This window comes from Faecalibacterium sp. 7 (genome assembly GCF_049562865.1).
Classification (GTDB): Bacteria; Bacillota; Clostridia; order Oscillospirales; family Ruminococcaceae; genus Faecalibacterium; species Faecalibacterium wellingii.
This window is the reverse complement of record NZ_CP186911.1, coordinates 2,754,368-2,777,246: the sequence shown is the minus strand read 5'-3', so window position 1 is coordinate 2,777,246 and position 22,879 is coordinate 2,754,368. Positions and strand designations below refer to the sequence as shown.

At 47.7% G+C, this 22,879-nt stretch carries 27 protein-coding genes and 2 pseudogenes; 8 read left to right on the top strand and 21 right to left on the bottom strand.

From position 1 onward, the window contains the following. Nucleotides 1-61: 61 nt before the first annotated feature. Entirely contained in the window at nucleotides 62-868 is an 807-nt protein-coding gene (locus ACKXF7_RS13895; RefSeq protein ID WP_423741626.1) for a helix-turn-helix domain-containing protein, read from the top strand. An 87-nt stretch (nucleotides 869-955) separates the two neighbouring features. On the opposite strand, the gene ACKXF7_RS13890 is transcribed toward ACKXF7_RS13895, so the two are convergent. From ACKXF7_RS13890 to mobQ (ACKXF7_RS13855), 8 genes and pseudogenes are all read right to left on the bottom strand, one after another. Further along, the gene (locus tag ACKXF7_RS13890) at nucleotides 956-1,372 is read right to left on the bottom strand and encodes a DUF523 domain-containing protein (protein WP_347043643.1); all 417 of its coding nucleotides are present in this window, start codon (nucleotides 1,370-1,372) and stop codon (nucleotides 956-958) included. A gap of 49 nt (nucleotides 1,373-1,421) precedes the next feature. Beyond that, a complete protein-coding gene (locus ACKXF7_RS13885; protein ID WP_423741625.1) occupies nucleotides 1,422-1,799 on the bottom strand; it encodes a TnpV protein in 378 nt (125 codons plus the stop codon). Further along, nucleotides 1,759-2,031 carry a helix-turn-helix domain-containing protein gene (locus tag ACKXF7_RS13880; protein WP_002593556.1) on the bottom strand — a complete coding sequence of 91 codons (273 nt, stop codon included), beginning with the start codon at nucleotides 2,029-2,031 and terminating at the stop codon, nucleotides 1,759-1,761. The genes ACKXF7_RS13885 and ACKXF7_RS13880 overlap by 41 nt, the downstream gene beginning before the upstream one ends. A gap of 155 nt (nucleotides 2,032-2,186) precedes the next feature. After that, nucleotides 2,187-2,345, bottom strand: a complete 159-nt coding sequence (locus ACKXF7_RS13875; protein WP_412289921.1) for a Maff2 family mobile element protein — start codon at nucleotides 2,343-2,345, stop codon at nucleotides 2,187-2,189. 135 nt (nucleotides 2,346-2,480) lie between these two features. Beyond that, a pseudogene (locus ACKXF7_RS13870) lies at nucleotides 2,481-3,305 on the bottom strand (VirD4-like conjugal transfer protein, CD1115 family); the annotation flags it as partial. A gap of 31 nt (nucleotides 3,306-3,336) precedes the next feature. Then, nucleotides 3,337-3,510, bottom strand: coding sequence for a transposon-encoded TnpW family protein (locus ACKXF7_RS13865; protein ID WP_005927807.1), 174 nt, complete (start codon nucleotides 3,508-3,510; stop codon nucleotides 3,337-3,339). A 106-nt stretch (nucleotides 3,511-3,616) separates the two neighbouring features. Next, on the bottom strand, nucleotides 3,617-5,482 hold the full coding sequence (locus ACKXF7_RS13860; protein ID WP_005927814.1) for an AAA family ATPase: 1,866 nt from the start codon (nucleotides 5,480-5,482) through the stop codon (nucleotides 3,617-3,619). A gap of 12 nt (nucleotides 5,483-5,494) precedes the next feature. After that, nucleotides 5,495-7,066, bottom strand: a complete 1,572-nt coding sequence (mobQ, locus tag ACKXF7_RS13855) for a MobQ family relaxase (RefSeq protein ID WP_044960888.1) — start codon at nucleotides 7,064-7,066, stop codon at nucleotides 5,495-5,497. A gap of 99 nt (nucleotides 7,067-7,165) precedes the next feature. Between mobQ (ACKXF7_RS13855) and ACKXF7_RS13850 the strand changes: the two genes are divergently transcribed. Then, nucleotides 7,166-7,978 carry a PD-(D/E)XK nuclease family transposase gene (locus ACKXF7_RS13850; protein WP_005927819.1) on the top strand — a complete coding sequence of 271 codons (813 nt, stop codon included), beginning with the start codon at nucleotides 7,166-7,168 and terminating at the stop codon, nucleotides 7,976-7,978. Between the two features lie 330 nt (nucleotides 7,979-8,308). On the opposite strand, the gene ACKXF7_RS13845 is transcribed toward ACKXF7_RS13850, so the two are convergent. Then, entirely contained in the window at nucleotides 8,309-8,623 is a 315-nt protein-coding gene (locus ACKXF7_RS13845; RefSeq protein WP_005927825.1) for a DUF3847 domain-containing protein, read from the bottom strand. 161 nt (nucleotides 8,624-8,784) lie between these two features. Between ACKXF7_RS13845 and ACKXF7_RS13840 the strand changes: the two genes are divergently transcribed. The 4 genes from ACKXF7_RS13840 to ACKXF7_RS13825 all read left to right on the top strand — a co-directional run bounded on the left by ACKXF7_RS13840 (nucleotide 8,785) and on the right by ACKXF7_RS13825 (nucleotide 12,660). Continuing rightward, nucleotides 8,785-9,459: a response regulator transcription factor gene (locus ACKXF7_RS13840; RefSeq protein WP_005927828.1), complete on the top strand. Its 675-nt coding sequence runs from the start codon at nucleotides 8,785-8,787 to the stop codon at nucleotides 9,457-9,459. Then, nucleotides 9,447-10,625: a HAMP domain-containing sensor histidine kinase gene (locus ACKXF7_RS13835; RefSeq protein WP_005927831.1), complete on the top strand. Its 1,179-nt coding sequence runs from the start codon at nucleotides 9,447-9,449 to the stop codon at nucleotides 10,623-10,625. The genes ACKXF7_RS13840 and ACKXF7_RS13835 overlap by 13 nt, the downstream gene beginning before the upstream one ends. Nucleotides 10,626-10,711: 86 nt before the next feature. Next, nucleotides 10,712-11,587 carry an ABC transporter ATP-binding protein gene (locus ACKXF7_RS13830; protein ID WP_005927834.1) on the top strand — a complete coding sequence of 292 codons (876 nt, stop codon included), beginning with the start codon at nucleotides 10,712-10,714 and terminating at the stop codon, nucleotides 11,585-11,587. Beyond that, nucleotides 11,584-12,660 (top strand): ABC transporter permease, encoded by a 1,077-nt coding sequence (locus tag ACKXF7_RS13825; RefSeq protein WP_005927838.1) that lies wholly within the window; start codon nucleotides 11,584-11,586, stop codon nucleotides 12,658-12,660. The genes ACKXF7_RS13830 and ACKXF7_RS13825 overlap by 4 nt, the downstream gene beginning before the upstream one ends. Before the next feature lie 194 nt (nucleotides 12,661-12,854). Here the strand turns inward: ACKXF7_RS13825 and ACKXF7_RS13820 are convergent, their stop codons facing one another. The 8 genes and pseudogenes from ACKXF7_RS13820 to mobQ (ACKXF7_RS13785) form a co-directional block, all read right to left on the bottom strand. Beyond that, nucleotides 12,855-13,061, bottom strand: coding sequence for a hypothetical protein (locus ACKXF7_RS13820; protein ID WP_005927844.1), 207 nt, complete (start codon nucleotides 13,059-13,061; stop codon nucleotides 12,855-12,857). Then, nucleotides 13,054-13,371, bottom strand: coding sequence for a hypothetical protein (locus ACKXF7_RS13815; protein WP_005927847.1), 318 nt, complete (start codon nucleotides 13,369-13,371; stop codon nucleotides 13,054-13,056). Before ACKXF7_RS13815 ends, ACKXF7_RS13820 begins: the two co-directional genes overlap by 8 nt. A 92-nt stretch (nucleotides 13,372-13,463) precedes the next feature. Further along, the gene (locus ACKXF7_RS13810) at nucleotides 13,464-13,763 is read right to left on the bottom strand and encodes a hypothetical protein (RefSeq protein ID WP_005927851.1); all 300 of its coding nucleotides are present in this window, start codon (nucleotides 13,761-13,763) and stop codon (nucleotides 13,464-13,466) included. Between the two features lie 13 nt (nucleotides 13,764-13,776). Continuing rightward, entirely contained in the window at nucleotides 13,777-14,166 is a 390-nt protein-coding gene (locus ACKXF7_RS13805; protein ID WP_005927854.1) for a TnpV protein, read from the bottom strand. After that, on the bottom strand, nucleotides 14,163-16,010 hold the full coding sequence (locus tag ACKXF7_RS13800; protein WP_423741624.1) for a recombinase family protein: 1,848 nt from the start codon (nucleotides 16,008-16,010) through the stop codon (nucleotides 14,163-14,165). The genes ACKXF7_RS13805 and ACKXF7_RS13800 overlap by 4 nt, the downstream gene beginning before the upstream one ends. 95 nt (nucleotides 16,011-16,105) lie before the next feature. Continuing rightward, nucleotides 16,106-16,546: pseudogene (locus tag ACKXF7_RS13795) on the bottom strand (type IV secretory system conjugative DNA transfer family protein); the annotation flags it as partial. A 42-nt stretch (nucleotides 16,547-16,588) separates the two neighbouring features. Beyond that, entirely contained in the window at nucleotides 16,589-16,762 is a 174-nt protein-coding gene (locus ACKXF7_RS13790; RefSeq protein WP_117554711.1) for a hypothetical protein, read from the bottom strand. Between the two features lie 14 nt (nucleotides 16,763-16,776). Further along, on the bottom strand, nucleotides 16,777-18,354 hold the full coding sequence (gene mobQ, locus ACKXF7_RS13785) for a MobQ family relaxase (protein ID WP_423742638.1): 1,578 nt from the start codon (nucleotides 18,352-18,354) through the stop codon (nucleotides 16,777-16,779). A 99-nt stretch (nucleotides 18,355-18,453) separates the two neighbouring features. Between mobQ (ACKXF7_RS13785) and ACKXF7_RS13780 the strand changes: the two genes are divergently transcribed. Then, nucleotides 18,454-19,266 (top strand): PD-(D/E)XK nuclease family transposase, encoded by an 813-nt coding sequence (locus tag ACKXF7_RS13780; RefSeq protein WP_055192377.1) that lies wholly within the window; start codon nucleotides 18,454-18,456, stop codon nucleotides 19,264-19,266. 16 nt (nucleotides 19,267-19,282) lie between these two features. Then, the gene (locus ACKXF7_RS13775) at nucleotides 19,283-19,471 is read left to right on the top strand and encodes a hypothetical protein (RefSeq protein WP_339395626.1); all 189 of its coding nucleotides are present in this window, start codon (nucleotides 19,283-19,285) and stop codon (nucleotides 19,469-19,471) included. A gap of 9 nt (nucleotides 19,472-19,480) precedes the next feature. Here ACKXF7_RS13775 and ACKXF7_RS13770 read toward each other — a convergent pair whose 3' ends face one another. From ACKXF7_RS13770 to ACKXF7_RS13755, 4 genes are all read right to left on the bottom strand, one after another. Then, complete coding sequence (locus tag ACKXF7_RS13770) at nucleotides 19,481-19,807, bottom strand: DUF3847 domain-containing protein (protein WP_374121319.1); 327 nt, start codon at nucleotides 19,805-19,807, stop codon at nucleotides 19,481-19,483. 90 nt (nucleotides 19,808-19,897) lie between these two features. Then, nucleotides 19,898-20,572, bottom strand: a complete 675-nt coding sequence (locus tag ACKXF7_RS13765) for a tetratricopeptide repeat protein (protein ID WP_423741623.1) — start codon at nucleotides 20,570-20,572, stop codon at nucleotides 19,898-19,900. A gap of 11 nt (nucleotides 20,573-20,583) precedes the next feature. After that, nucleotides 20,584-22,368 carry a hypothetical protein gene (locus tag ACKXF7_RS13760; protein ID WP_055192369.1) on the bottom strand — a complete coding sequence of 595 codons (1,785 nt, stop codon included), beginning with the start codon at nucleotides 22,366-22,368 and terminating at the stop codon, nucleotides 20,584-20,586. A gap of 17 nt (nucleotides 22,369-22,385) precedes the next feature. Next, nucleotides 22,386-22,874 (bottom strand): hypothetical protein, encoded by a 489-nt coding sequence (locus ACKXF7_RS13755; RefSeq protein WP_055192367.1) that lies wholly within the window; start codon nucleotides 22,872-22,874, stop codon nucleotides 22,386-22,388. Nucleotides 22,875-22,879 lie beyond the last annotated feature (5 nt).

The following is a 22,879-nucleotide window of genomic DNA, read 5'->3' as shown; positions in this document are numbered from 1 at the left end:
AAAGTGTGATATAATCCAGTTAAGCGGCAGCAATGAAGCCGCCGGAAAGGAGTGTGCGCCCATGAAAGGAGCAACAAGCATACAGGAACGCCTTTGGGAACTCCGCAAGGACAAAGGCTTAAATCTGGAAGAACTTTCAAAGCTGACGGGTATTTCTAAATCAGCCCTTGGCAGTTATGAAAAAGAAGATTTTAAGGAAATCAATCATGGAAACCTCATCACGCTGGCAGACTTCTATGGGGTTTCCGTTGATTATCTGCTGTGCCGGACAGAGAACAGGGAGCAGATCAACACGCCATTGACGGAGCTGCATTTGAATGATGAGATGGTAGCACTTCTGAAAAACGGTCGGATCAACAACCGTCTGCTCTGCGAACTTGCCACCCATAAGGACTTTATCAAGTTTCTTGCGGACATCGAGATTTATGTGGATGGGATTGCCACCATGCAGATTCAAAACCTCAACGCCCTTGTCGATACTGTCCGACATGAAATCATTGAACGGTATCGCCCCGGCGAAGATGACCCACATTTGAAAGTGCTGCAAGCTGCCCATATCAGTGATGATGAATATTTCAGCCACATGGTTCTGGATGACCTAAACCTGATTATCCGGGATATTCGGGAAACCCATAAAAAGGACAGTGAGAGTGCGCCTCAGACCACTGTTGCCGATGAACTGAAAGAAAATCTGGAAGCGGTCGAAAATTTCAAGGGCAGTCGTTTGGAAAAACTGGCAGTGCTTTACTGCAAGCAGCTCGGTATCAATTATAAAAATTTATCGGAAGAAGAATTTCGCTGGCTCATTCGGATTCTACAAAAATCAAAGAAAATGGGAACGCCTATCAGCCAGAGGAAAAAACGGTAAAGAAAAACCGCTGTTGCATGGTTTGTTGGCTCCCATGTAGCAGCGGTTTGTGCTGTGGTTATTCAATTAAATTTCAAAGTGACAAACTTATATTTCTTCAACATCAATAACATTATATCCTCTTTGCTTTAATGCCTTCGCAAAAAATCCCATTCCAGAAATTAGTTTTCCAGTAAAGCTACCATCGTATATTTGATTTACACCACAAGTAGGACTTCTGGATTGTAATATAACCAAATCAATATCTTCATTTTGAATTTTTGATAATGCCATTGACACTGCTTTATTATATTCAGAATTAACATCATTTCCATTTTCATCTACTACAATCCCATTCACAATTTCTGCACAAGGTCTAGGAATTTTCATGCCAGCTAATACTTCTGGGCAAATAGAAATAACTTCTTTATCCTTTAAGAAATTGATAACTGCTAAATTTTTATTGTTTTTTCCGTTATATTTACAGTTTGTTCCCATAATACAGGCACTAACTAATACCTTCATATTTATCACCCCAAATCAAATTCATTTACATAATCATTCTACCACACCGTTATGAATAAATCATCTCATGCAAAACAATTTCTTCTGCCCGGTTGTGAATGTTATTGCAACGCTGCACCCATTCCATTTGTTGGGTACGCTTCAATTCCTCGGTTATGCCCTCGGCAGTTTTCATCTGCTCCATGATGGTGTCTAACCGTTCCTGTGCCTGTTCGTTCAGGTCTGCAAGATATGTCCACAATTCTCCGGTCAGTAGCAATGTATTCAATCTGGCTGGGTGGACTTCCCTTAAATATTCCCGGTGCATTCGTCCGTACTTTCCGATAGGGCGGTGTTCCTCCGGCAGTTTCAAGTCTGGGATGTAGTAATCTCCGACAAGGATATAATCAATTCCGTTTTCCGTTATTCTTGGTTTCAATTCGCTCATGTTCCTTACCTCCTGTGGAAGCAGGCTCGTCTGGTACTAACTCAATCACATCAGTAATCTCACAATTCAGAGTTTCACAGATACGGGCTAATGTATCCATGCTGATGTGCTTTCCCTCTTTGCTCATGTTGGCAATCATATTTGTTGTCATACCAGCAGCAAGCCTTAAATCCTCTTTTCTCATATCACGCTCTAACAGTGTGTGCCAGAGTGGTTTATAGCTGATGTGCATATTGTTTTCCTGCCTTTCTATCCATACCACCGGGGCGGCTGCCCCGGCAGGAACTTTTCTCTTATTATAACACCAATCTTGTGAAATCACAATTTATTCTTGTAGCCTGCCGCTGATACCGTCTGGATTGTGCTTTCCCTTTCTTTTTGTTCCCTTTAATTAGCCATGAACTGCTTCATGCCCTGACTCTTGGCGGAGGGGTTATCGCCGCCGTAACCTTCCAGCAGGTTGACAGCACCCCACACGCCGAGACCGGCACCCAGAGCCACAACCAGAGTCTGAAGAACTTCGATAGCAGAGTTAAAGAATTCCATAGTCGTTTCTCCTTTATAAATGAAAGTTGTAGACCGTCCGTACACATCTGAAGCCGTTGTTATTAAGCCGTAAACTGCGGCGGAAGTGGGCTTGCTGGTGTACCTCTCCGGTCAAAAACAAAACCGCCTACCGGGTCAGGCAGACGGAAGCGAATCAGCATCCACCATGATGAAAGTATCATCCGGGTGGATTTTTTCTTTTCGGTTCAAGAACTTCTCGATATCGAGGGCGTTCTTGGGGTCATAATCGGAGGTGTACTTGTAGTTCGGGTGCTGGGTCAGGTCGTACTTGTCGCTCAAAAACGGGCGCACACCCCGCAGTTGCAGGATGCACTTGCCGCCATCCAGCACCGCCAGTTCATCCCGGCTCATAAGTTCGTGGCCGAGTTTTTGATAGTTGGTTCCATAGCTTGGGCTATTGCCACGGGTATCAGAATTGTTGTAGCTGTCGATGGTTTCCTTGCCGAGTGCTTCGGCAAGATCTTTCAGGGTGGTAGGCTCACTACCGCCGAGGAAAATCTGGCTGTCCATATTGCCCACGATGGTATCCGCATTATCTTTGTAGATGGCTTTCAACTGGCTGCGGGTCTGCAAGACCAGACACGCCGAAATCTCACGGCTGCGGATGGTAGCCACCAGCTTTTCCAGCTGCGGAATCTGACCGATGTTGGCACATTCGTCGATCAGGCAGCGGACATGGACAGGCAGCTTACCGCCGTACACATCATCGGCTTTGTCGCAGAGCAGATTGAAAAGCTGGGTGTAGATCATGGAAATCAGGAAGTTAAAGGTGCTGTCCGTATCGCTCATGATGAGAAACAGCGCCGTTTTCCGGTCGCCCAGCTTGTCCAGTTCCAGCTCATCGTACATGGTCGCATCCCGGATTTCTTGGATGTCAAAGGGCGAAAGGCGGGCACCGCAGGAAATCAGGATGGATTTTGCGGTCTTGCCAGAAACTAAATGTCAACAGTAATTTAATACTTTCTACGAATCAGGCAGAAAGTTCGGCGTTTTGCACATCAGAACGCAGCATCCTTTTTACCTTATCCTGTGCCTTTTCACGGCATCCGGCACGGAAGTGAATCAGAACGGTAAATTCCTGACCATTGATGGTGCGCTTGATGAAAGGGGCGTTCTTGTTTTCGGGCACTTTCACATTTTCCATTCAATTTCTCCTTAAATCGTCATTTTCCAAATTTGGCTGGCAGACTGGCAACTGTGGGTGTACCATGATTTTCTTGCCAGCCAAAATTTTCTGCCAGTCAAATGGCTTATTCCATCCAAAAGACCTTCTTGCGGCCTTCCACGATCTTGCTTTTCAGGGCATCGCCCAGCTCCCGTTTGGCATCTCGGACAGTTCTGCCGGGGATGCCCCTTTCCAGAGCCGCCTTGTCGATGTCCTCGCTGAGCACCTGCTTTCCTCCGGCAAGCAGGGCGCAGATCAGGTCTTTGGCTTGCTGGGTCTTGGTTTCCCGCTGTGGCTCGATGCCGGACAGCATTTCGTCTGCGGTAATGTCGTACTCGCCGACCCAGCGGAAACCGCCCTCGTCCCCCAGAGAGAACGCCAGTGACGCTCCCGGCGGAGCAAGGGAACTTTTCTCATGGGTCAGGATGCGCATGGTCGGGTCGTGCTTCAGCTTGCCGATGAACATAACGCTGCGGACGGCGGCGGCAATGTCGATGGAGCCGAGCCCCCGCTGCAGGCTCTGCATTCCGGCGGCTTTATTCAGGTGCCCGATCAGCAAAATAGCGCAGCCTGTTCGCTGCGCTACCTGTCCCAGCCGCATGAAGATCGGACGGACTTCGTTCGCCCGGTTCATGTCCACGTCGGCACCGAGATACGCCTGGATTGGGTCGATGATGACCAGTTTGGCGTTATTCTCGATGATGGCTTTTTCAATTCGTTCGTCCGAAAGCGTCAGCTGCACATCGCTGTCGTCAATGACCAGCACCCGGTCAAGGTCTGCCCCAGCTTCGATCAGGCGGGGCTTGACCGTATCGCCCAGACCGTCCTCTGCGGTCTGGTAGATCACGTTGAAGGGCTCCATGCGCTCCATGTTGGGCAGCAGCTTTCCGTTGGTGCAGGCAGCTGCAAGGTGCATGGCAAAATAAGTCTTGCCCTCGCCCGGATTGCCTTGCAGCACACTGAGTTTTCCAAAGGGAAGATATGGCTTCCAAAGCCACTCCACCGGGGTCAGCTCCACGTCGCTCATGCGGATGATCTTCACCGTTTCCGGTTTTGACAGCTCTTTCAGCACGATGCTCTTGAAATAATTGCGGTTCGGGATCTCTGCCCGGTGCACCAGAACGTCGTTCCAATCCTTCATGCAGGGCTGGATGCGGGTCGCGCTCATGGTGTCCGGCAGCAGAGCAGCCAGACGCTTGCAGGCATCCTCTCCGGCTTTGTCTGCATCCAGACAAAGAAACACCCGCTCCATGTCCGGACGTTCTGAGAGAAACTGCCGCAGCGCCTTGCCCGACACCCCGCCCAGCGACAGATAATTGTGTTGCTGCCAATTTTTCGGGAACAGTTCGATGAAGGACAGCAGGTCGATGGGCGCTTCAAAGACCAGCAACTGTTTGTCGGTGCCACGATGGGCAAAACCAAACGCCTTTTCTGCACCTGCTGCATCCTGCCGGAACTTCTCATTGATGCCACGGCTACTTGCGTAGCGGGGATGCCCGTCCACATCCCGCCCCACAAAGACCACGTTGTGGTGAGCGCCGTCCTCGTAAATATCTCCGGCGGCAATGAAGAAGTTCACCAGCGAGGGACTGAGTTTCCGTTCCTGTGTCAGATAGTTCAGGATGTTGGCATTGGTGACGTTCCGCAGCGGCAGACGAAACGCCGGAGAGGGGGCGGGGTCAGCCTCCGGCTGAACTTCGCCCGGCTCTCCGGTCAGCATCTGCACCGCTTCGGGGAAGGACTTGCCGTAAAATTCCATCACGAAATCCACCGGAAAACCGCCCTTGCTCTGGCTGTGCCGAAACCATTTGTTTCCGCAAACGGTCAGGCTGTCGTGGGCTTTCCAGCGGTATTCTTTTCCACTGCGCACCAGCGTTTCGCCCTGTGCTCGAAGAAACTTTTCCAGATCCACCGCATTGGCTTTGTCGATCTGGGCTTGGGTGTAGGTCATGTTGCTCCCTCCTTAAAGCTCCTGTGTGTGATTTTTCGCTTCCGTTTTCTTTGTGCTCTGCGCCGCCTTGGCTTCTTCCAGCTTTTTCAGCACCGATTCTTTTTCCGAGGTCTTGCCGCCCGGTACAGAAAGCTGCTGCTTATTCAGCACCATGTCGATATACTTGCGGATGTTTTTCAGTGCGGAGATGTCCGGCTGCAAGGTTTCCAGTTGGGTGCGCAGCTCTGCGCTGCCGGATTGCAGCGCAGAAAATTCGGCATCCAATGCCGAAAAGTCCACCGCTGTGCTGCCGTTCAGCTTCATCAGGGTGCGGACAGCCTTGTTGAACGTGTCCAGTTCCTCCTTGTGCTGGGCGGCGTAAGCGTCCTTGGTCAGCTTGAAGTTCTTCTTCATAAAGGCATCATGGATGGGCTTCAGCTTGGCATGGACGGCAGCGGCGTCCTTGATCTGAGCGATTGCCCGCATACGGTTTTCGTTCTGCTTCAACTGCCTGCGGAGAGGGGCGGCGGTCTGGTTCAGGTTAGAAATTGCGGTATCCAGATCCTCGATGGTGTTCAGCGAATGGGCTTTCAGATAGTCCACCGCCTGTTTGACTTCCTCAAAATCCCGGACGGTGCATTTCAGTTTTGCCGTGCCAGACCAATCGCTGCGCTGCTCGTTGCGGAGATTGAAGTAGTCCACCAGCAGGTCGGACAGCGTGGGCTCCTTTGCTTTTTCCAAAGCACCCAGAAGAAGCTGCTTCTTTTCGTTCAGGTCTGCGATCCAGCGTTGCAGACCACGGATGGTGCTGCGGATGGACTGCATCAGGCTGTTGGCGGCTCGAATGTCCCGGTTCAGGTTTCCGAGAAAGGTTTCCACTCCACGCTTTTCCATCTGGTGTGCGGCGGGGCCGAGATGCACGGTCGATATCTGCTGGATGCCCTGCCGCTCAAAGGAGCGCAGGTCAACACGTTCTGGGCGGCCAGCCGCTTCCAGATAGCGGTTGGTGATGGTCTCCCAGCTATGCCGCCAGACCTCGGCGTACTTCTGTTCGTTCCAGTCCACCGTGTTTTCTTTGTGGCACTTCCAGTTGCCAGAAGGAAGTTGAATGCGCTCACCGTTTTCGTCAAGGTTGTATACCTTTCGGGCTTTCGGGAGCCACTTGCCGTGTTCGTCCATTGCCCGGAGCGTCAGCAGAATGTGGGCGTGTGGGTTGCCATCTCCCTTGTCGTGAATGGCAAAGTCGGCAATCATGCCCTTGGAAACAAACTGCTCCTGACAAAACTCTTTTATCATGGACAAATACTGCTCTTTCGGCACCTCCACCGGGAACGCCAGCACGATGCGCCGGGCAAGCTGGGAGTTCCACTGGTTCTCCACGGCTTCCACGGCGTTCCAGAGGGTCGCCCGGTCTGCATATCCGGGCGGCGCATGGGATGGCAGCATGATCTCGGCGTGGACAAGCTCTTTCTTCTTGTTGTAGAATTTCGTTTTCTGGTCGTACTCGCTGAACAGCCGTTCGCCGCTCTGGTAAGCGGCCCCGGCAACAGCGGACTGCCCTTGGCTTCGCTTAACGATCGTAATTTTGAAATGCGGACACGGAATAGGCATCACCCCCTGATGACATTTGAATCGTTCTCTTGTAAAAATCACGAACTTATGGTATTATTGTTTTGAATAAGCAAGCAGAAAGTTGGTGAACCAATGTCGGAAAGAAAATCACAGCAAGAGTTAGATTTTGAACGGAAGCACGAAGAAGATTTGCAGCGGTTGCGTGGGTTACGTCTGATTGATGATGATTTCATGGCTGCAGTGTTTGAAGAACGTGCCTGTGCTGAGTTTCTTTTGCAGATCATCTTGAAACGGGATGATTTGACCGTCAAAGAGGTTCACGGCCAGTACAGCATCAAAAATCTGCAAGGGCGTTCAGTCCGATTGGATATTTTGGCAGTGGATCGGGAAAACCGTGCATATAATATTGAGGTGCAGCGCAGTGACCGTGGTGCGAGTGAAAAGCGCGCACGGTACAACAGTAGCCTGTTGGATGCAAACCTGACTGATGCGGGCGATGATTACGATGCGCTGAACGAAACATACGTTATCTTTATTACGGAAAATGACGTATTAAAGGCAGGCCTTCCAATTTATCATGTTGACCGTACAGTTCGGGAAACGGGAACGGTTTTCAACGATCAGGCGCACATCGTTTATGTGAATTCACAAATCAAGGACGAAACCGCATTAGGAAAACTGATGCACGACTTTTTCTGTACCAACTCGAAGGATATGAATTATTCCATTTTGGCACAGAGGGTTCGTTATTTCAAAGAAGACACGAAGGGAGTGGCAGCTATGTGCAGAGCTATGGAAAAGATGCGGGATGAAACCGAGCATGAAACATCGATCAAACACGCATTGGCAATGTTGGCAGATGGTGTGCCTTGTGAAAAGGTGGCAAAGTACACCGACCTTTCAATTGAGGAAGTCCGGGCATTAGCTGAAAAGAAATCTGCCTAACAAAAAGATAAGCCGATTGGAAATGTTTCTGTTTCCAATCGGCTTTTTCTATGCGTGTTTTATGGTAGCGGGCAAAAGGATAGCTGCAAAGCAGCGCAAGGAAAATGCAGTTTTCCTTGGGATGGAATCGGGCTGGCGCACAAACGCCAGCTTCGATTTCATCGAGCCGTCTGCAAGACCGCAATTTCACACAAAGGGGTCCCCGGAAAAGCATCGAAGATGATTTTATGGGGAAGAGGAGGAACTGCGGAGTGAATGAGCATTTGTGCTTTTGCACAGATGCGAACGATACGCAGCAAGTGACGACGAGGTGTATAATTGCGCCCTATTTCATAGGGGGTTCGGAACGTTCTGCTTTTCGTGAACGTCATGCACCATCTTTGCAAGTGCCAGCACGACTTCAGGCTGGCGGAACGAGATTTTCAGCAGTTCCATCACCTGATCGTCGGTCAGTTCTCCCGGACAGACCAGATAACTTTCCAGCATTCCGGCACGAGTGCAAAGACGATGCACACGCTCTCTCCGGTTCAGCTCTGACATCTGGCGTTCAAGGATCTTCTCCCGGTGCTGGCATGAGCGCAGCTTCTGCTCTGCTTTGGCTTTTTCGTTGCGGAGGTAGGCAAGGTCTGTTTTCGGTTGGGTCATGGCATCACGCTCCTTTTTCAAAAACTTTTATTCGTTTACAAACATTTTATAATTCATATTTACCGCCTTGTATTCTTTGAGATAACGAATATAATACGTCTAGGAGAATAGATAAATAATTGAAAAATGATTGCTATATTTGCTGTTAGGAGGTGAGCATAATGAATGCAAAGATACTGATTGCTGATGATGAAAGCGATATTGTTTCTATGCTCGGTAACTTTTTTGAAAGCAAGGGCTTTCGTGTCCTGCCCGCTTTCAATGGTGCAGAAGCACTAAAGCAAGTGGAAAAACAACCGGATATTATTTTGCTTGACATCAATATGCCCGGAACAGACGGGTTAGAAGTTTGCAAGCGTATCCGTGATCACATATCCTGCCCGATCCTTTTTCTGACTGCCAGAATCGAAGATACAGATAAGGTAAAAGGCTTTGCTGTTGGCGGTGATGATTATATTGTAAAGCCCTTTTCCCTCGTAGAGCTTGATGCGCGGGTACGCGCTCACCTGCGCCGGGAAGCACGACACAATTTTGAAGCACAAGTCAAGTTTTCCGGTGATTTGACGATTGACTATTCAGAACGTTGCTTGTTCTTTGGCGATAAGCGTGTCGGTCTTGCAAAAAGGGAATTTGATATTGTGGAACTGCTTTCTCAAAATCCAGGACAGATCTTTGATAAAGAACGGATTTATGAGCGTATTTGGGGCTATGACAGCGAGGGGGACAGCAGCGTTGTGGCAGAGCATATCCGCAGGATACGGACTAAAATTGCTGCATATACAGACCATATATATGTTGAAACGGTTTGGGGGTGTGGATACAAATGGGTCAAGTAAATTGCCGCAAGCACTATTTATCTCTCCGAAAAAGCCTTGTTCTCTATGTAATTGCCTTTGTTGTACTCGCAGTCTTTCTATCCGTAACGACTTTTTCGATCTGTGGTAGTGCTGCCGAAGGTATCAGAGCATCTTATCCCCCGTCCGGCGAAAAATATTATTTGACGAATGAGCAGGGGAAACAGTTGGGCGACGGCGCTTACATCGGGACAGTGCCCGTCCCGATGTCTAAAGAGGACGAGCGTACCATTGCGCTACTAGAGAAACTTCCCATTGTTGCAACTCCTCTCTATTCTGCATTCTGTATTATCGCTGCTGCGCTGCTATTTTACAGAAACAGGCTGAAAAAGCCGCTTGCGGAACTGCGGACTGCTTCTGAAAAAATAGCGAACAATGATTTGGACTTTTCAATCGACTATGATAACAACGATGAATTGGGACAGCTTTGCGCGTCCTTTGAAATCATGCGGACAACCCTTGCGGACAATTTCTCTAAAATGTGGCGGCAAGTTGAAGAACGAAAAGCACTCAACGCCGCTTTTGCTCACGATTTGCGTACCCCTCTGACGGTACTAAAAGGCTATAACGAAATGCTGCAAGCTAGCGACAATTCCCAAACGAGGGAAACCGCCGCCACAATGGGAAAGCATATTTTCCGTATGGAAAACTATGTAAGCAGTATGAGCAACATTAGGCGTATGGAAGATACGCAGCCGGAGTACAAGTTGATTGGCTTGCAACCATTGGTATCTTCTTTGTATGACAGTGCAAAAATCATTTGTACGAAAAACGGAAAAGAGTTGATTTTACAAAATGACATATCTGTTTTGCAGCTATCTCTTGACAGTGCATTTATCTCACAGGTATGCAACAACTTGATTTCTAACGCTGTGCGGTATGCCCGGACTTTAGTAACAATATCTTTCACCTTGCATGACAACGGTTTGCTGCTTTCCGTATCGGACGATGGGAATGGTTTTGATAAAGACAGCCTACAAAAAGCTGCAAATCCGTACTTCACAAGGGAAAGCAATCATTCCGAGCATTTCGGACTTGGGTTATATATTTGCAAGCTGCTTTGTGAACACCATAACGGCTATTTGAAGATTGAAAATACTGCAACCGGAGCAAATGTATCCGCCTATTTCAAATCTCCTGCCTTGTAGATAAAAAGTAGATATTTTCCCTCTATACTCTCCATGAAAATACATGGGGAGTATTTTTTTGCTCCCTATGGAGAAAGGGGCTTTTTATGGAATTAAAAACAATTGGGCTGACAAAAAAGTTTAGCTCCAAAACCGCTGTGGACAATTTGAATATTACCTTAACAAATGGTGTCTACGGATTACTGGGTGCAAATGGCGCAGGAAAAACAACGCTTATGCGTCTGCTCTGCAATATCCAAAATCCTACTTCCGGGAGAATTTTGCTTAACGAGAAAAACATTGTGGGGCTGGGTGAACGCTATCGCAATCTTTTAGGCTACTTGCCACAGCACTTCGGATATTACCCCGATTTTTCAGCGTATGACTTTCTGCGCTACGTTTCTGCTCTAAAAGGCTTGGACGAAAAGGCGGCGCATAAGAAGTCAAAAGAGTTACTGGAAGCAGTAGACTTATCGAGGGAAAGTAAGCACAAAATCAAAACCTTTTCCGGAGGCATGAAACAGCGTTTAGGGATTGCACAAGCCATGCTCAATGATCCCCGCATTTTGATTTTAGACGAGCCAACGGCAGGGCTTGACCCGAAAGAGCGCGTCCGTTTCCGCAATTTGATCAGCGCCTTTTCCAAAGACCGCATTGTAATTCTGTCTACGCATATTGTTTCCGATGTGGAGTTTATCGCAGAGGAAATCATTATGATGAAATCCGGGCAAATCATTCATTTTGGAAATCCGCAGGAGATCACTTCTGAAATCGACGGTCAAGTATGGGAATGTACGGTTCCGACTGCCTATGCGGAAAAAAACGCAGCTGCTTACAATACAAGTAATCTGCGGAACATCAGTGGAAACCAGACGATCTTACGGATTATTGGAGATCGTCCGCCTATGGAAAATGCGGTAAGGGTGCAGCCTACTTTAGAAGACCTGTACCTGTTCTATTTCAAAGGGGGCTGTGAAGAATGAAAAAACTGATTCTTTTTGAACTGCGAAAAGTGTTTTCAAAGCGTTTGGCGCTCATCGCTCTAATTGGAATTATCCTGTTCTCTGCCTTGCTATCCTTTTCCACCTTTCAAAACAAATATGCATTTGACCAAAATATCGGTGAAGGTACTGGCAAAACAGCAGTAGAAATCGACAAGGAAATTGCAGCGAAATATAAAGGAATTCTGACAGACGAAAAAGTGCAGCAACTGATGTCTGATTTTGCACCGACATCAGATTTACATGGATTGAGTGCAATCTATGTTTATCAAAACGCCATGCAATCGGCAGCCTTTTCACGGTTTTCCGATGAAGAGGGAAAATGGAACGGATTAAGTGTTTCTGATGTGTTTGGCAATGAAGAAATCAAAATTGGCTATGTGGATGGTTGGCTTTCCACCAGCCGAAACATGGTGCGGGTTTTTGTCGCGCTTGCTCTTGCGGTTATCATCATGCTTGCTCCAATTTTCTCCGGCGAGTATGAAGGTGTTGATAATATCATACTGACAAGCAAATACGGCAAAACCAAATGCGCTACTGCAAAGGTGGTTGCAGGTATCATCACCGCCGTTTTCACTACCACACTAGTTGCAGCATTTAACCTGCTTTTTGCTTTTGTTTTTTATGGAACAGAAGGGTTGGATTGCAGTATTCTATTTGCCCCCAGTGACTATGTGGAAGCGTTTATACCTTTTAATATCACTTGTTGGACGCTGCTCAAGTATCAAATCCTATTGGCGTTTACCTGTACGCTTAGCGTTACTGGAATTACACTGTTCCTATCTGCAATCAGTAAAAATCAGATTGTAGCTTTGGTTGCAGTGATGGCAATTTTTCTGTTCCCGGTTTTGCTGCCGATCACAGAAGCAAATCCGTTGTTCCGATTGGTTGGACTTCTTCCTATCTATCATGTACTGGCTATCTCGCTCCTGTCGGTGGAACAAATGAGTAACGGTATGCTGTATGCGATATGGGCAATCCCGGCAGCACTACTCTTTTTGGGAGTTGGGGCAGGTATCTCTCGCCGTGTATTTGCCAAGCACCAAGTTTCATAAATATGGAATGACCTGCCGCACGACGGCAAAAGAAAAAAGTCGTCGTACAGCAGACATATCCGCGCGCCCATTTTGAAGCGGCGGCTCAATTTTCAGAGCCGCCGCTTCTTTGTGTTTACACAAACCAATGATGACTTGCAGGAATACGGTAGCCGATTGGAGATTATTTTACCATAGCAGATCGGTTATCGCTTTCAGGAGCCCCGCACAGGCTGGATAGCCAGCGCAGCACCCCTGACCTGATACGTCACCCCGCCAGCTTCGTCCCTTGCCTTCCGCTGGCACACCTCCGGGTGCTGTGTAGCAAAGGCATCAAGCTGCTTCTGCAAGGCGGAATTCAGCGTAAATACGCTGCTTGTTCCGTCCTCGCTGGCATAGATCATGGTTTCCAGCTTAAACATCGTCAATCAGTTCTCCCTCCTCGGATTCGTCAAAGATGGTCGGGCCCCAGTCCTCGTCCTCCTCGATATCCTGCATCAGGAGCAGCATGTTGGTGTAGCACTCCATCTCAGCACGGACAAAGTAGAACATCTGGTCGTACCAGTCTGCCAGCGTTTCGTCCTCCAGCTTCCGGCAGAAGTCAAGCACCAGCTTGTTCTGGTCGGGGTCAACCGTCAGCCCGGCAACTCCGCACAGCCGCTTGCGGGTCAACTCCAGATCGGCGCAGCCATAGGTGTAGAGCAGCTTCTTTTCTTCAAACGTCAGTCTCATAGGCTTGTTCCTCCGTATTAAAAAAGGGCCTGCCCTGTGCAGACCCGATGTAGCAAAAAGACCGCCGTGCGTTGTGCAGGGCGGTCTTGAACTCAGGATTGGAGAAAATCCCGGAGTTCATCAGCGAAAAAGGAGATTTTGGCGATAGCAGCTATCGCTATGTAAGGCAGGACGAAAACCACAAATGCGGTAATCAGCATTTTCAGGACTTCGCCGCCGTCTGCCAGCTTCATGACCCAGCTTGCCAGAGCCACGAAGAAGAACAGCCCCGCCAGCAGATTCGTCAGGATCGTGGAGAAGGTCGTGAGGAAGATGCCCACCCACTGCGCCAGAATCAGCAGCAGAAGCAGCGGAAAAAGGGCAAGTTTCAGCATCGGTTTCAGCACAGTCATCGTGGGCACCTCCTTATACAAAAATCAGCTCGGTCTTGATGATTTCCTCGGCACGGTTGCGGATGCTGTTCATTCGGCGCACCCATTCCAGTTGATCGGCGGCTTTCAGTGCTTCGGTCACGCCCTCGGCTTCCTGCATCTGCCGGATGGTCAATGCAAGCTGTTCCTCGGCCTGCTTGTCCAGTTTGGCAAGGTAGCTGCCCAGCACACCGGACAGGAGCAGTTGATTATACCGGATGGGATGCTGCTCCTTCAAATACATTTTATGTAAGCGGCCCCACCGCCCGGTGGGGTGCTGCTCTGCCGGGGCTGCTGCGGTCAGATTCGGCAGATAGTGGTCATTGACAAGGGTGTAGTCCAGACCGTTGGCATTGTCATGGATAGATTTCTTCAGTTCGTTCATGCGGATTCTCCTTTCTGATTGGGCAGATAGTAGACACCATTTGCCTGATCTTCGGCGCGGATTGCTTCTTTCTTGGCATCCATAGCTGCTTTCTTCGCTGCTTTATGCTTCTGGTAATAGGCATTCTGCCATCCATTGGCCTTACGGCGAAGGTAGGCTTCATGCCGCTTTTTACGCAGACGCTCTTTTTCGGCAATTTCAGCACGTTCTTCTTCGGTTGGCTGATTAACTTCTTGTGTACCAAACTTTCCGATGAAATTGAAGTAGATTTCAATGGTCTGCGGAGAATTTGCAACTCCTTTGTAATCTCGCTCATGCACAAAAATCTTGTAGATAAATTCGTTCAACATCACGGTGTCCAGTTTTTCAAAATTCTGATATTTCTTGACCAGTGCGATGAATTTATCGGCGGATTTCTGGCCGCTTTCGTATTCGTCTACTGCTTTTTGCAGGGAAGCAGCTTCCGCTTCAAGGCTTTCCTGCTCCTTGGCGTACTGGGCATCCAGAATCTGATACCGCTTGTCAGGGAGTTTTCCGAGGGCGTTGTCCTCATAGATTTTGCAGATTAGCGTTTCTAACTCATCCAGTCGCTTTTTACAAGCTGCAAGGCGTGTCTTTTGACCTTTGATCTCGCTGGACTGCTGGTTTTCCGCTTCGGCCTTTACGATACGGACGAATTCTTCTTCGTCCTCTTTAGAAAATCGAACGATTTCCCGCAGCGTTTCCTGAATCAGTGCCATCACAGAATCAGCGTTTACCCGGTGTCCGCTGGAGCATTTGCTGCCAACAGGGATTTTTCCATAGCCAGAGCAGGAAAAGTTTGCGACACGTTTTCCATTTCCAGTACGATTGACATACATCGGGCTTCCGCAGTCTGCGCAGTACAGCAGTCCGCCGAGGGGATGGGCTTCGCCCCAGCCATCAGGATAGCGGCGGACGCCAGCGCGAATCCGCTGCACGTTGTCGTAAGTCTCCTGATCAATAATAGGCTCTTGGGTGTTTTCGATAATCGTCCACTGGTCTTGGTCAACATAATGACTTTTCTTGTCCTTAAAATGCTTCCGGGTCTTGAAATTGCAGGTGTGCCCCAAGTAGCAGGGATTGGTCAGGATGTGGACGATTGTGGAACTACCCCATTTGTAGGGGTCTCTGATTTCCCGCGTCTGCCATAAGCCGATACCAAGCTTTTGGTGGTAGTAAGCAGGGATTTCAATGTGTTCGGCTGAAAGGATCGCTGCGATTTGATAAGGGCCTTTGCCTTCCATCGTCATGCGGTAGATGCGCTGGACGATAGGAGCCGCCACCGGGTCGATGACCCACTGGTTCTTGTCCTGCTCGGATTTCAGGTATCCGTAGGGCACAGAACTGCTGGTATGCTTCCCGGCAAGGTTCTTTGCCTGAAACGCCGAACGGATTTTCTTGCTGGTGTCACGGGCGTACCACTCGTTCATGATATTTCGGAACGGAGTAAACTCATCGTCCCCTTTGAGAGTGTCCACGCTGTCGTTCAGAGCAATCAGCCGGGTATCGTGCTTCCGCAGCACTTCCATATAGGTGCCGACTTGCAGATAGTCACGACCAAAACGGCTCATATCCTTTATGATAACGACAGAGATTCGGTCGGCTTTGACTTCGGCAATCATCTTCTGAAATCCGGGTCGGTCGAATTGCGTACCAGAGATACCATCATCCGTGAAGTGGATGCAGTTGGTAAAACCGTGCTGTTCGGCGTAGTCCTCCAGTATTCGCTTCTGGTTGGAGATTGAGTTCGATTCGCCCTGAAGCTCGTCATCGTGGCTCAGGCGTTCGTAGAGCGCAGGATAGCGTTCGGATTTCCTTGCCACAACTATCACATCCTTTCGTAAAATTTTGCCAGATAGCCTTTTAATGTAGCTCGATTCGGTTTGAATCAAGCTGTATTAAAATTCTGTCTGTATTATGTAACACCGGCAGCCAATTTATAGAGCTTGTACTGCCGCCCTGCAAAGCTGTTCGGCTTCTTTTTTACCAAATCTTCAAAGAGCAAATCAACCGGATTCTGATAAGTTTCATCGTCCTCAGACACCTGCATAGTATTCAACATTTCCAACAGTGTTGCGAAGTTTTGCTCCTCGACAGGGGCTTCGTAGTGGAGGTACGCGATCAGTGAAACCAGCAAAAGCCGTTCAGCCTTGTCCCAGAAAGGGTCGCCACCTTGACCCTCACCTTTGGTGTTGGTCATCAGTGCGGTGACAAGTTTCAAAATATCCTTTTCGCTGTTGATATAGGCCATCGGATTGTATTTCATACTCTTGGAAAAGTTGATGGTGTTGAAAATCTTTAGCTTATAGCCCTTTTGTAACAGGGCATTGCCGCACTCGATCACGATACTACCCTTGGGCTGCATTTTGTCAAGATAAAAAATCAAGATGCTGCTGCAAATTTAAAAATTGCCAGCTTTCGCTTCTTTTTGGATGATTTTTCGCATTTGAGTATCCAATGTGCTTTTTGCATTCGGATTGAAAAAGATGTTGACGTTGTAAGTTGTGTTTCTGACTCGCATGGTCAACAGTCCGTCAGCGGGGCGATGTTCGGTCAGAGTGATAGTTTTGCTCATTTGTGCTTCTCCTTTTACAATGTGTGTTCAGTTGCCTTTTGCTGGGGCTGTAATTTTTTCTGTTCAAGCGCTGCCTTGCTATCGTTCAACTTTTTCAGCACCGATTCCTTCTCCGCGGTCTTGCCGCCCGGTGCGGAAAGCTGTTGCTTATTCAGCACCATGTCGATATACTTGCGGATATCTTTCAGTGCGGAGACATCCGGCTGTAAGGTTTCCAGTTGGGTGCGCAGTTCTGCGCTGCCGGATTGCAGCGCAGAAAATTCGGCATCCAATGCCGAAAAATTCACCGCTGTGCTGCCGTTCAGCTTCATCAGGGTGCGGACGGCTTTGTTGAATGCGTCCAGTTCGTCCTTGTGCTGGGCGGCGTAAGCGTCCTTGGTCAGCTTGAAGTTCTTCTTCATAAAGGTGTCATGGACGGGTTTCAGCTTGGCATGGACGGCAGCGGCGTCCTTGGTCTGAGCGATTGCCCGCATACGGTTTTCGTTCTGCTTCAACTGCTTGCGGAGAGGGGCGGCGGTCTGGTTCAGGTTAGAAATTGCGGTATCCAGATCCTCAACGGTGTTCAGAGAATGGGCTTTCAGATAGTCCACCGCCCGTTTGACTTCCTCAAAGTCCCGAATAGTGCATTTCAGTTTTGCCTTGCCAGACCAATCGCTGCGCTGCTCATTGCGGAGATTGAAGTAGTCCACCAGCAGATCGGACAGTGTGGGCTCCTTCGCCTTTTCCAGAGCGTCCAGAAGAAGCTGCTTCTTTTCGTTCAGGTCTGCGATCCAGCGTTGCAGCCCACGAATTGCGCTGCGGATGGACTGCATCAGGCTGTTGGCCGCACGAATATCCCGGTTCAGGTTGCCGAGAAAGGTTTCCACTCCACGCTTTTCCATCTGGTGTGCGGTGGGACCGAGATGCACGGTCGGTATCTGCTGGATGCCCTGCCGCTCAAAGGAGCGCAGGTCAACACGTTCTGGTCTGCCCGCAGCTTCCAGATAGCGGTTGGTGATGGTTTCCCAACCATGCCGCCAGACCTCGGCGTACTTCTGGTCGTTCCAGTCCACCGTGTTCTCTTTATGACATTTCCAGTTACCGGAAGGGAGCCGGATGCGCTCGCCGTTTTCATCAAGGTCGTACACCTTTCGGGCTTTTGGAAGCCACCTGCCGTGTTCATCCATTGCCCGGAGTGTCAGCAGAATGTGGGCGTGTGGGTTTCCATCGCCCTTGTCGTGGATGACAAAGTCAGCGATCATCCCTTTGGAAACAAACTGCTCCTGACAGAATTCCTTTATCATGGAGAGATACTGTTCTTTCGGCACCTCCACCGGAAACGCCAGCACGATGCGCCGGGCAAGCTGGGAGTTCCATTGGTTTTCCACGGCTTCCACGGCGTTCCAGAGCGTTGCACGGTCTGCAAATCCGGGTGGTGCATGGGACGGCAGCATGACTTCGGCGTGGACAAGTTCTTTCTTCTTGTTGTAGAATTTTGTTTTCTGGTCGTACTCGCTGAACAGCCGTTCGCCGCTCTGGTAAGCGGCCCCGGCAACAGCGGACTGCCCTTGGCTGCGCTTGACGATGGTGATTTTGAAATGCGGACACGGAATAGGCATCACCCCCTGATGACATTTGAATCGTTCTCTTGTAAAAATCACGGAATTATGGTACTATTATTTTGGATAAGTAAGCAGAAAGCTGGTGAGCCAATGTCGGAAAGAAAATCACAACAGGAACTGGATTTTGAACGGAAACATGAAGAAGATTTGCAGCGGTTGCGTGGGCTACGTCTGATTGATGATGATTTCATGGCTGCGGTGTTTGAAGAACGTGCTTGTGCTGAGTTCCTTTTGCAGATCATCTTGAAACGTGATGATTTGACCGTCAAAGAGGTTCACGGCCAGTACAGCATCAAAAATCTGCAAGGCCGTTCAGTCCGGTTGGATATTTTGGCAGTGGATCGGGAAAACCGTGCATATAATATTGAGGTGCAGCGCAGCGACCGTGGTGCTAGTGAAAAGCGCGCACGGTACAACAGTAGCCTGTTGGATGCAAACCTGACTGATGCGGGCGATGATTACGATGCGCTGAACGAAACATACGTTATCTTTATCACGGAAAATGACGTATTAAAGGCAGGCCTTCCAATTTATCATGTTGACCGTACAGTTCGGGAAACTGGAACGGCTTTCAACGATCAGGCGCACATCGTTTATGTGAACTCACAAATCAAGGACGAAACCGCATTAGGAAAACTGATGCACGACTTTTTCTGTACCAACTCGAAGGATATGAATTATTCCATTTTGGCACAGAGGGTTCGTTATTTCAAAGAAGACACGAAGGGAGTGGCAGCTATGTGCAGAGCTATGGAAAAGATGCGGGATGAAACCGAGCATGAAACATCGGTCAAACACGCATTGGCAATGTTGGCAGATGGTGTGCCTTGTGAAAAGGTGGCAAAGTACACCGACCTTTCAATTGAGGAAGTCCGGGCATTAGCTGAAAAGAAATCTGCCTAACAAAAAGATAAGCCGATTGGAAATGTTTCTGTTTCCAATCGGCTTTTTCTATGCGTATTTTATGGTAGCGGGCAAAAGGATAGCTGCAAAGCAGCGCAAGGAAAATGCAGTTTTCCTTGGGATGGAATCGGGCTGGCGCACAAACGCCAGCTTCGATTTCATCGAGCCGTCTGCAAGACCGCAATTTCACCGGAACGGTGTATAATTGCGCCCTTTATTCTAAAGGGTTTTGGACGTTGCTGCGTTCGTGAACGTCATGCACCATCTTTGCAAGTGCCAGCACGACTTCCGGTTGACGGAACGAGATCTTCAGCAGTTCCATCACCTGATCATCGGTCAATTCTCCCGGACAGACCAAAAAGCTTTCCAGCATTCCGGCACGAGTGCAAAGGCGATGCACACGCTCTCTCCGGTTCAGCTCCGACATCTGTCGTTCAAGGATCTTCTCTCGGTGCTGGCAAGAGCGCAGCTTTTGCTCTGCTTTGGCTTTTTCGCTGCGGAGGTAGGCTAGGTCTGTTTTCGGTTGGGTCAATGGTATCACACTCCTTTTGCACTTTATAAAAGCCGCGCATTCATGAGGTCAAAAACGACATGGATGCGCGGCTCTTATGCTATTTCGGAAATAGTTCGATTAACGAACTGCGTCCCATTTTTTGGTAAAGCGATTATACCTCAGATTATTGCGCAAAACTTCTTCGGCATCTTTGTCTCCCTTTTCTGCGGCGAGTGAGAACCACTGACCAGCTTTGTTGTAGTCGATTGGTTCGGAGTAATAAATGTATCCGGCCCGATACATAGCGTAGACGCTGCCTTGGTTTGCTGCTTTTTCATACCAATAAATTGCAGCCTTAACATCTTTGACGATATAAACACCCTCATAATATTTATCGGCGAGCAACTCTTCAGCATAGATGTAGTTTTGTTCCGCAGCTTTTTTCAGCCATCGTTCGCAACCGATATACGGATTAGCACCGCCAATAAAGCAAGCATCCCCCATCTCTTTATCAATATAGATTCTGGCAAGTTCATATTGCGCTGCGGCAACTCCTGCACGTGCACCATACTCGTAGTATCGTGCGGCTGCGACGATGTTAGGCTTTTCAAGACCGGCACCAGTTTTACAGCAATAGCCACAGTATATTGTCGCATTCAAATCGCCTTCCCAAACAGCTGCACGGAAAAGTTGAAATGCCTTTTTTTCGTCTTTTTGAATGTTTTTTCCAATCAGGTATTCATAACCCAGCTTACGCATGGCAATAGCGTCACCTGAATTGGCTTTTTGAGTTAAGGTATTGATGTCTTCCATACTTTTTCTCCTTAATCATACATGCTAGAAGTATTGTTGTTATTTAGCCATGCTTCAAGACCAGAAATCAGAATTTCATTGATGGACTCAATATAATTCTTGATTTTAGGATTCTGAGCTTGTTTTAAAGTAATCAGTCGATTTTGGTATTTCTGATTCTGTTCGATTGTATCAACCGCCTGAGTGCATTGGGAGTCTTTCGTAGGCAGATACAACGCATAAATAGCGAAGGAAACTTGTGTCATGGTAAGCTGTTCACCAGTAACAACAAACGAAAGCCACGGATATTTAGCGCTGTCGGTTGCTTCAATATAGACGGAAGGCTCGTACTCTACTTCATTTGAGAGTACTGCACCGCAGTTTTTAATTTTGGTTGTATACAGATCACCAAAATTTTCATGGAGATACTTATCAAGGTAAACTTGCATAGCATCTGTACTCCAGCGAATATTTTTTTGAGGAATTTTCTTGTTCCATTCAGCAACAACCATAGGAAGATCGAGTGTTTTGTCCTCGCTAGTTAAAAGGTTCATATAGGAGTTTATTTCCGAAACTGTCCAAGAAATAAATCGATAATCATATGCAATTTCATTATCACTTGTCTGAATGCTAAATTCCTCTATGCTGTTGGCCGCATTACTAATGTCATTTTGATTAAGATTTTTCAAAAAGTTTAACCGACGATCAATTTGCTCAGTACGAGGAATATTGTTTTTGACTAAAAATTCAAGAACCTTTCTCTCCTGAGAATACATTTTGAGGTAAGCAAAAACTTTCTGAAGTATGAAAAGCTGATCTTCCCAGCTAGATGTACAAATCAGAGGATAATATTCAAGGAACTCATCGAGATTGGTATCAACTTCCTGCGGGCTACCAGATTTCGAAGATTTAATAGATTGAGCAATCAAAAGATCGATTGGCAGGATTTGCTCTGTTGATGCAGAAATAAAAGGATTATCTTTTCCGACTTTTTCTTTAGCTGTTGAAAGCCGTAAATAATTCATAATAACCGTACAATATGTATCCAAAAGAAGAGCGGTAGCTTCGTCTGTTTCCTCCATAGAGAGACAGAGAATCATTTTTTTCATACCTGCATAAGGAGCAACCTCTTGATCGGCAAAAAGTAAATTGGAAACAGCAGCAACATAGTCTTCCGATTTCAAAATATCTTTCAAAGCTGCAAGCCTTGACAACGGACTGTTGCTTCCAACCATCGCGAGATAATTATCAGAATCATTTTTGGCAGCTTCTAATCCTTCCGCAATGCTGTCGAAATCTGTCAAAAAACTGCAATCGGCATTGTCAACAGGGAAGAAAGCATCATAATGACGATCCAAGCCTCGAATGCTAGGGACAATATCGGCGAAGCGCTGTAAATTGTGAATTGTCTGCATAACAAATCGAATGGAAATACAACACTTTTGATGCAGTTTAACTAGAGCTTCGCAGCATAGATTAACAACATCAGCTGCCTCCTGCTTATAGCTATCGCTGCTCTTCAGTTCATCGCTCAAACTATCCACAGCAGAAAAATCAAATTTTCCGGTATCCTCAAAAGAATCCATCAGAACATCAAAGGCATCATGAATGATAGTATTCTTTTTAGCCGCAAAATAGTTGCTTCTTTCATGCGTGAGCCAGTCTTGATAGAGTTTTTCATTTGCTTCAGCGTTTTGAGCATCGCGCTCCATCATTATCTTAATGAATTTTTCGGTTTCATTTTGATTCATTGTTTCTGTGATAGTTTCCTTTGCGATATCGGCGGCTGCCGAAAAAAGAGATCCGAGTAAGCCCATAAATAATTCCTCCCATTTTAAATTTGATCTAACTGACGGTAGACTTTTTCCAAATCCTGCATAGCTGAAATGACTTCACCTTTTAAGCCGGTTGCTTCCTGTAAGTGGTCATCCAGCTTGTTTACTCCTTTCTCCAATGATTTTCCAACACCTAATGTGTCTAACAGCTTCTTGGTTTGGTCGAGTTTCTTCTTCGCCTTTTGACTATCTGTGATTTCATCGTCAACATTTTGCCGGATTTGTTCAAGGCTCTGTAGATTCTGATTTGCATCCTTCGAAACGTCATAAGCTTTGTTCTCAACATCACGCAGAGAATCGTTAATGCTTTCCATAAGGGTAGCTTGAACAGCTGAATCTAAATTTGAAGAATCCAACGCAAGCCCGGCATCCATAAGACTCTTTTTTTGTTGCTTTAACTCGTCCAGCTTTTGTTTTTTATCTTCAATAGTTTTCTTTACCTCAGTGATTTTCGTTCTGGAATGCTCAATACTAAAATTTTCAGCCATAATAA

What these genes read in the sequence shown, in the direction of transcription:
- ACKXF7_RS13895 (WP_423741626.1), top strand. Translation starts at nt 62, where the DNA reads ATGAAAGGAGCAACAAGCATACAGGAACGCCTTTGGGAACTCCGCAAG.
- ACKXF7_RS13890 (WP_347043643.1), bottom strand. Translation starts at nt 1,372, where the DNA reads ATGAAGGTATTAGTTAGTGCCTGTATTATGGGAACAAACTGTAAATAT.
- ACKXF7_RS13885 (WP_423741625.1), bottom strand. Translation starts at nt 1,799, where the DNA reads ATGAGCGAATTGAAACCAAGAATAACGGAAAACGGAATTGATTATATC.
- ACKXF7_RS13880 (WP_002593556.1), bottom strand. Translation starts at nt 2,031, where the DNA reads ATGCACATCAGCTATAAACCACTCTGGCACACACTGTTAGAGCGTGAT.
- ACKXF7_RS13875 (WP_412289921.1), bottom strand. Translation starts at nt 2,345, where the DNA reads ATGGAATTCTTTAACTCTGCTATCGAAGTTCTTCAGACTCTGGTTGTG.
- ACKXF7_RS13865 (WP_005927807.1), bottom strand. Translation starts at nt 3,510, where the DNA reads ATGGAAAATGTGAAAGTGCCCGAAAACAAGAACGCCCCTTTCATCAAG.
- ACKXF7_RS13860 (WP_005927814.1), bottom strand. Translation starts at nt 5,482, where the DNA reads ATGACCTACACCCAAGCCCAGATCGACAAAGCCAATGCGGTGGATCTG.
- ACKXF7_RS13850 (WP_005927819.1), top strand. Translation starts at nt 7,166, where the DNA reads ATGTCGGAAAGAAAATCACAGCAAGAGTTAGATTTTGAACGGAAGCAC.
- ACKXF7_RS13845 (WP_005927825.1), bottom strand. Translation starts at nt 8,623, where the DNA reads ATGACCCAACCGAAAACAGACCTTGCCTACCTCCGCAACGAAAAAGCC.
- ACKXF7_RS13840 (WP_005927828.1), top strand. Translation starts at nt 8,785, where the DNA reads ATGAATGCAAAGATACTGATTGCTGATGATGAAAGCGATATTGTTTCT.
- ACKXF7_RS13835 (WP_005927831.1), top strand. Translation starts at nt 9,447, where the DNA reads ATGGGTCAAGTAAATTGCCGCAAGCACTATTTATCTCTCCGAAAAAGC.
- ACKXF7_RS13830 (WP_005927834.1), top strand. Translation starts at nt 10,712, where the DNA reads ATGGAATTAAAAACAATTGGGCTGACAAAAAAGTTTAGCTCCAAAACC.
- ACKXF7_RS13825 (WP_005927838.1), top strand. Translation starts at nt 11,584, where the DNA reads ATGAAAAAACTGATTCTTTTTGAACTGCGAAAAGTGTTTTCAAAGCGT.
- ACKXF7_RS13820 (WP_005927844.1), bottom strand. Translation starts at nt 13,061, where the DNA reads ATGTTTAAGCTGGAAACCATGATCTATGCCAGCGAGGACGGAACAAGC.
- ACKXF7_RS13815 (WP_005927847.1), bottom strand. Translation starts at nt 13,371, where the DNA reads ATGAGACTGACGTTTGAAGAAAAGAAGCTGCTCTACACCTATGGCTGC.
- ACKXF7_RS13810 (WP_005927851.1), bottom strand. Translation starts at nt 13,763, where the DNA reads ATGACTGTGCTGAAACCGATGCTGAAACTTGCCCTTTTTCCGCTGCTT.
- ACKXF7_RS13805 (WP_005927854.1), bottom strand. Translation starts at nt 14,166, where the DNA reads ATGAACGAACTGAAGAAATCTATCCATGACAATGCCAACGGTCTGGAC.
- ACKXF7_RS13790 (WP_117554711.1), bottom strand. Translation starts at nt 16,762, where the DNA reads ATGAGCAAAACTATCACTCTGACCGAACATCGCCCCGCTGACGGACTG.
- ACKXF7_RS13780 (WP_055192377.1), top strand. Translation starts at nt 18,454, where the DNA reads ATGTCGGAAAGAAAATCACAACAGGAACTGGATTTTGAACGGAAACAT.
- ACKXF7_RS13765 (WP_423741623.1), bottom strand. Translation starts at nt 20,572, where the DNA reads ATGGAAGACATCAATACCTTAACTCAAAAAGCCAATTCAGGTGACGCT.
- ACKXF7_RS13760 (WP_055192369.1), bottom strand. Translation starts at nt 22,368, where the DNA reads ATGGGCTTACTCGGATCTCTTTTTTCGGCAGCCGCCGATATCGCAAAG.
- ACKXF7_RS13755 (WP_055192367.1), bottom strand. Translation starts at nt 22,874, where the DNA reads ATGGCTGAAAATTTTAGTATTGAGCATTCCAGAACGAAAATCACTGAG.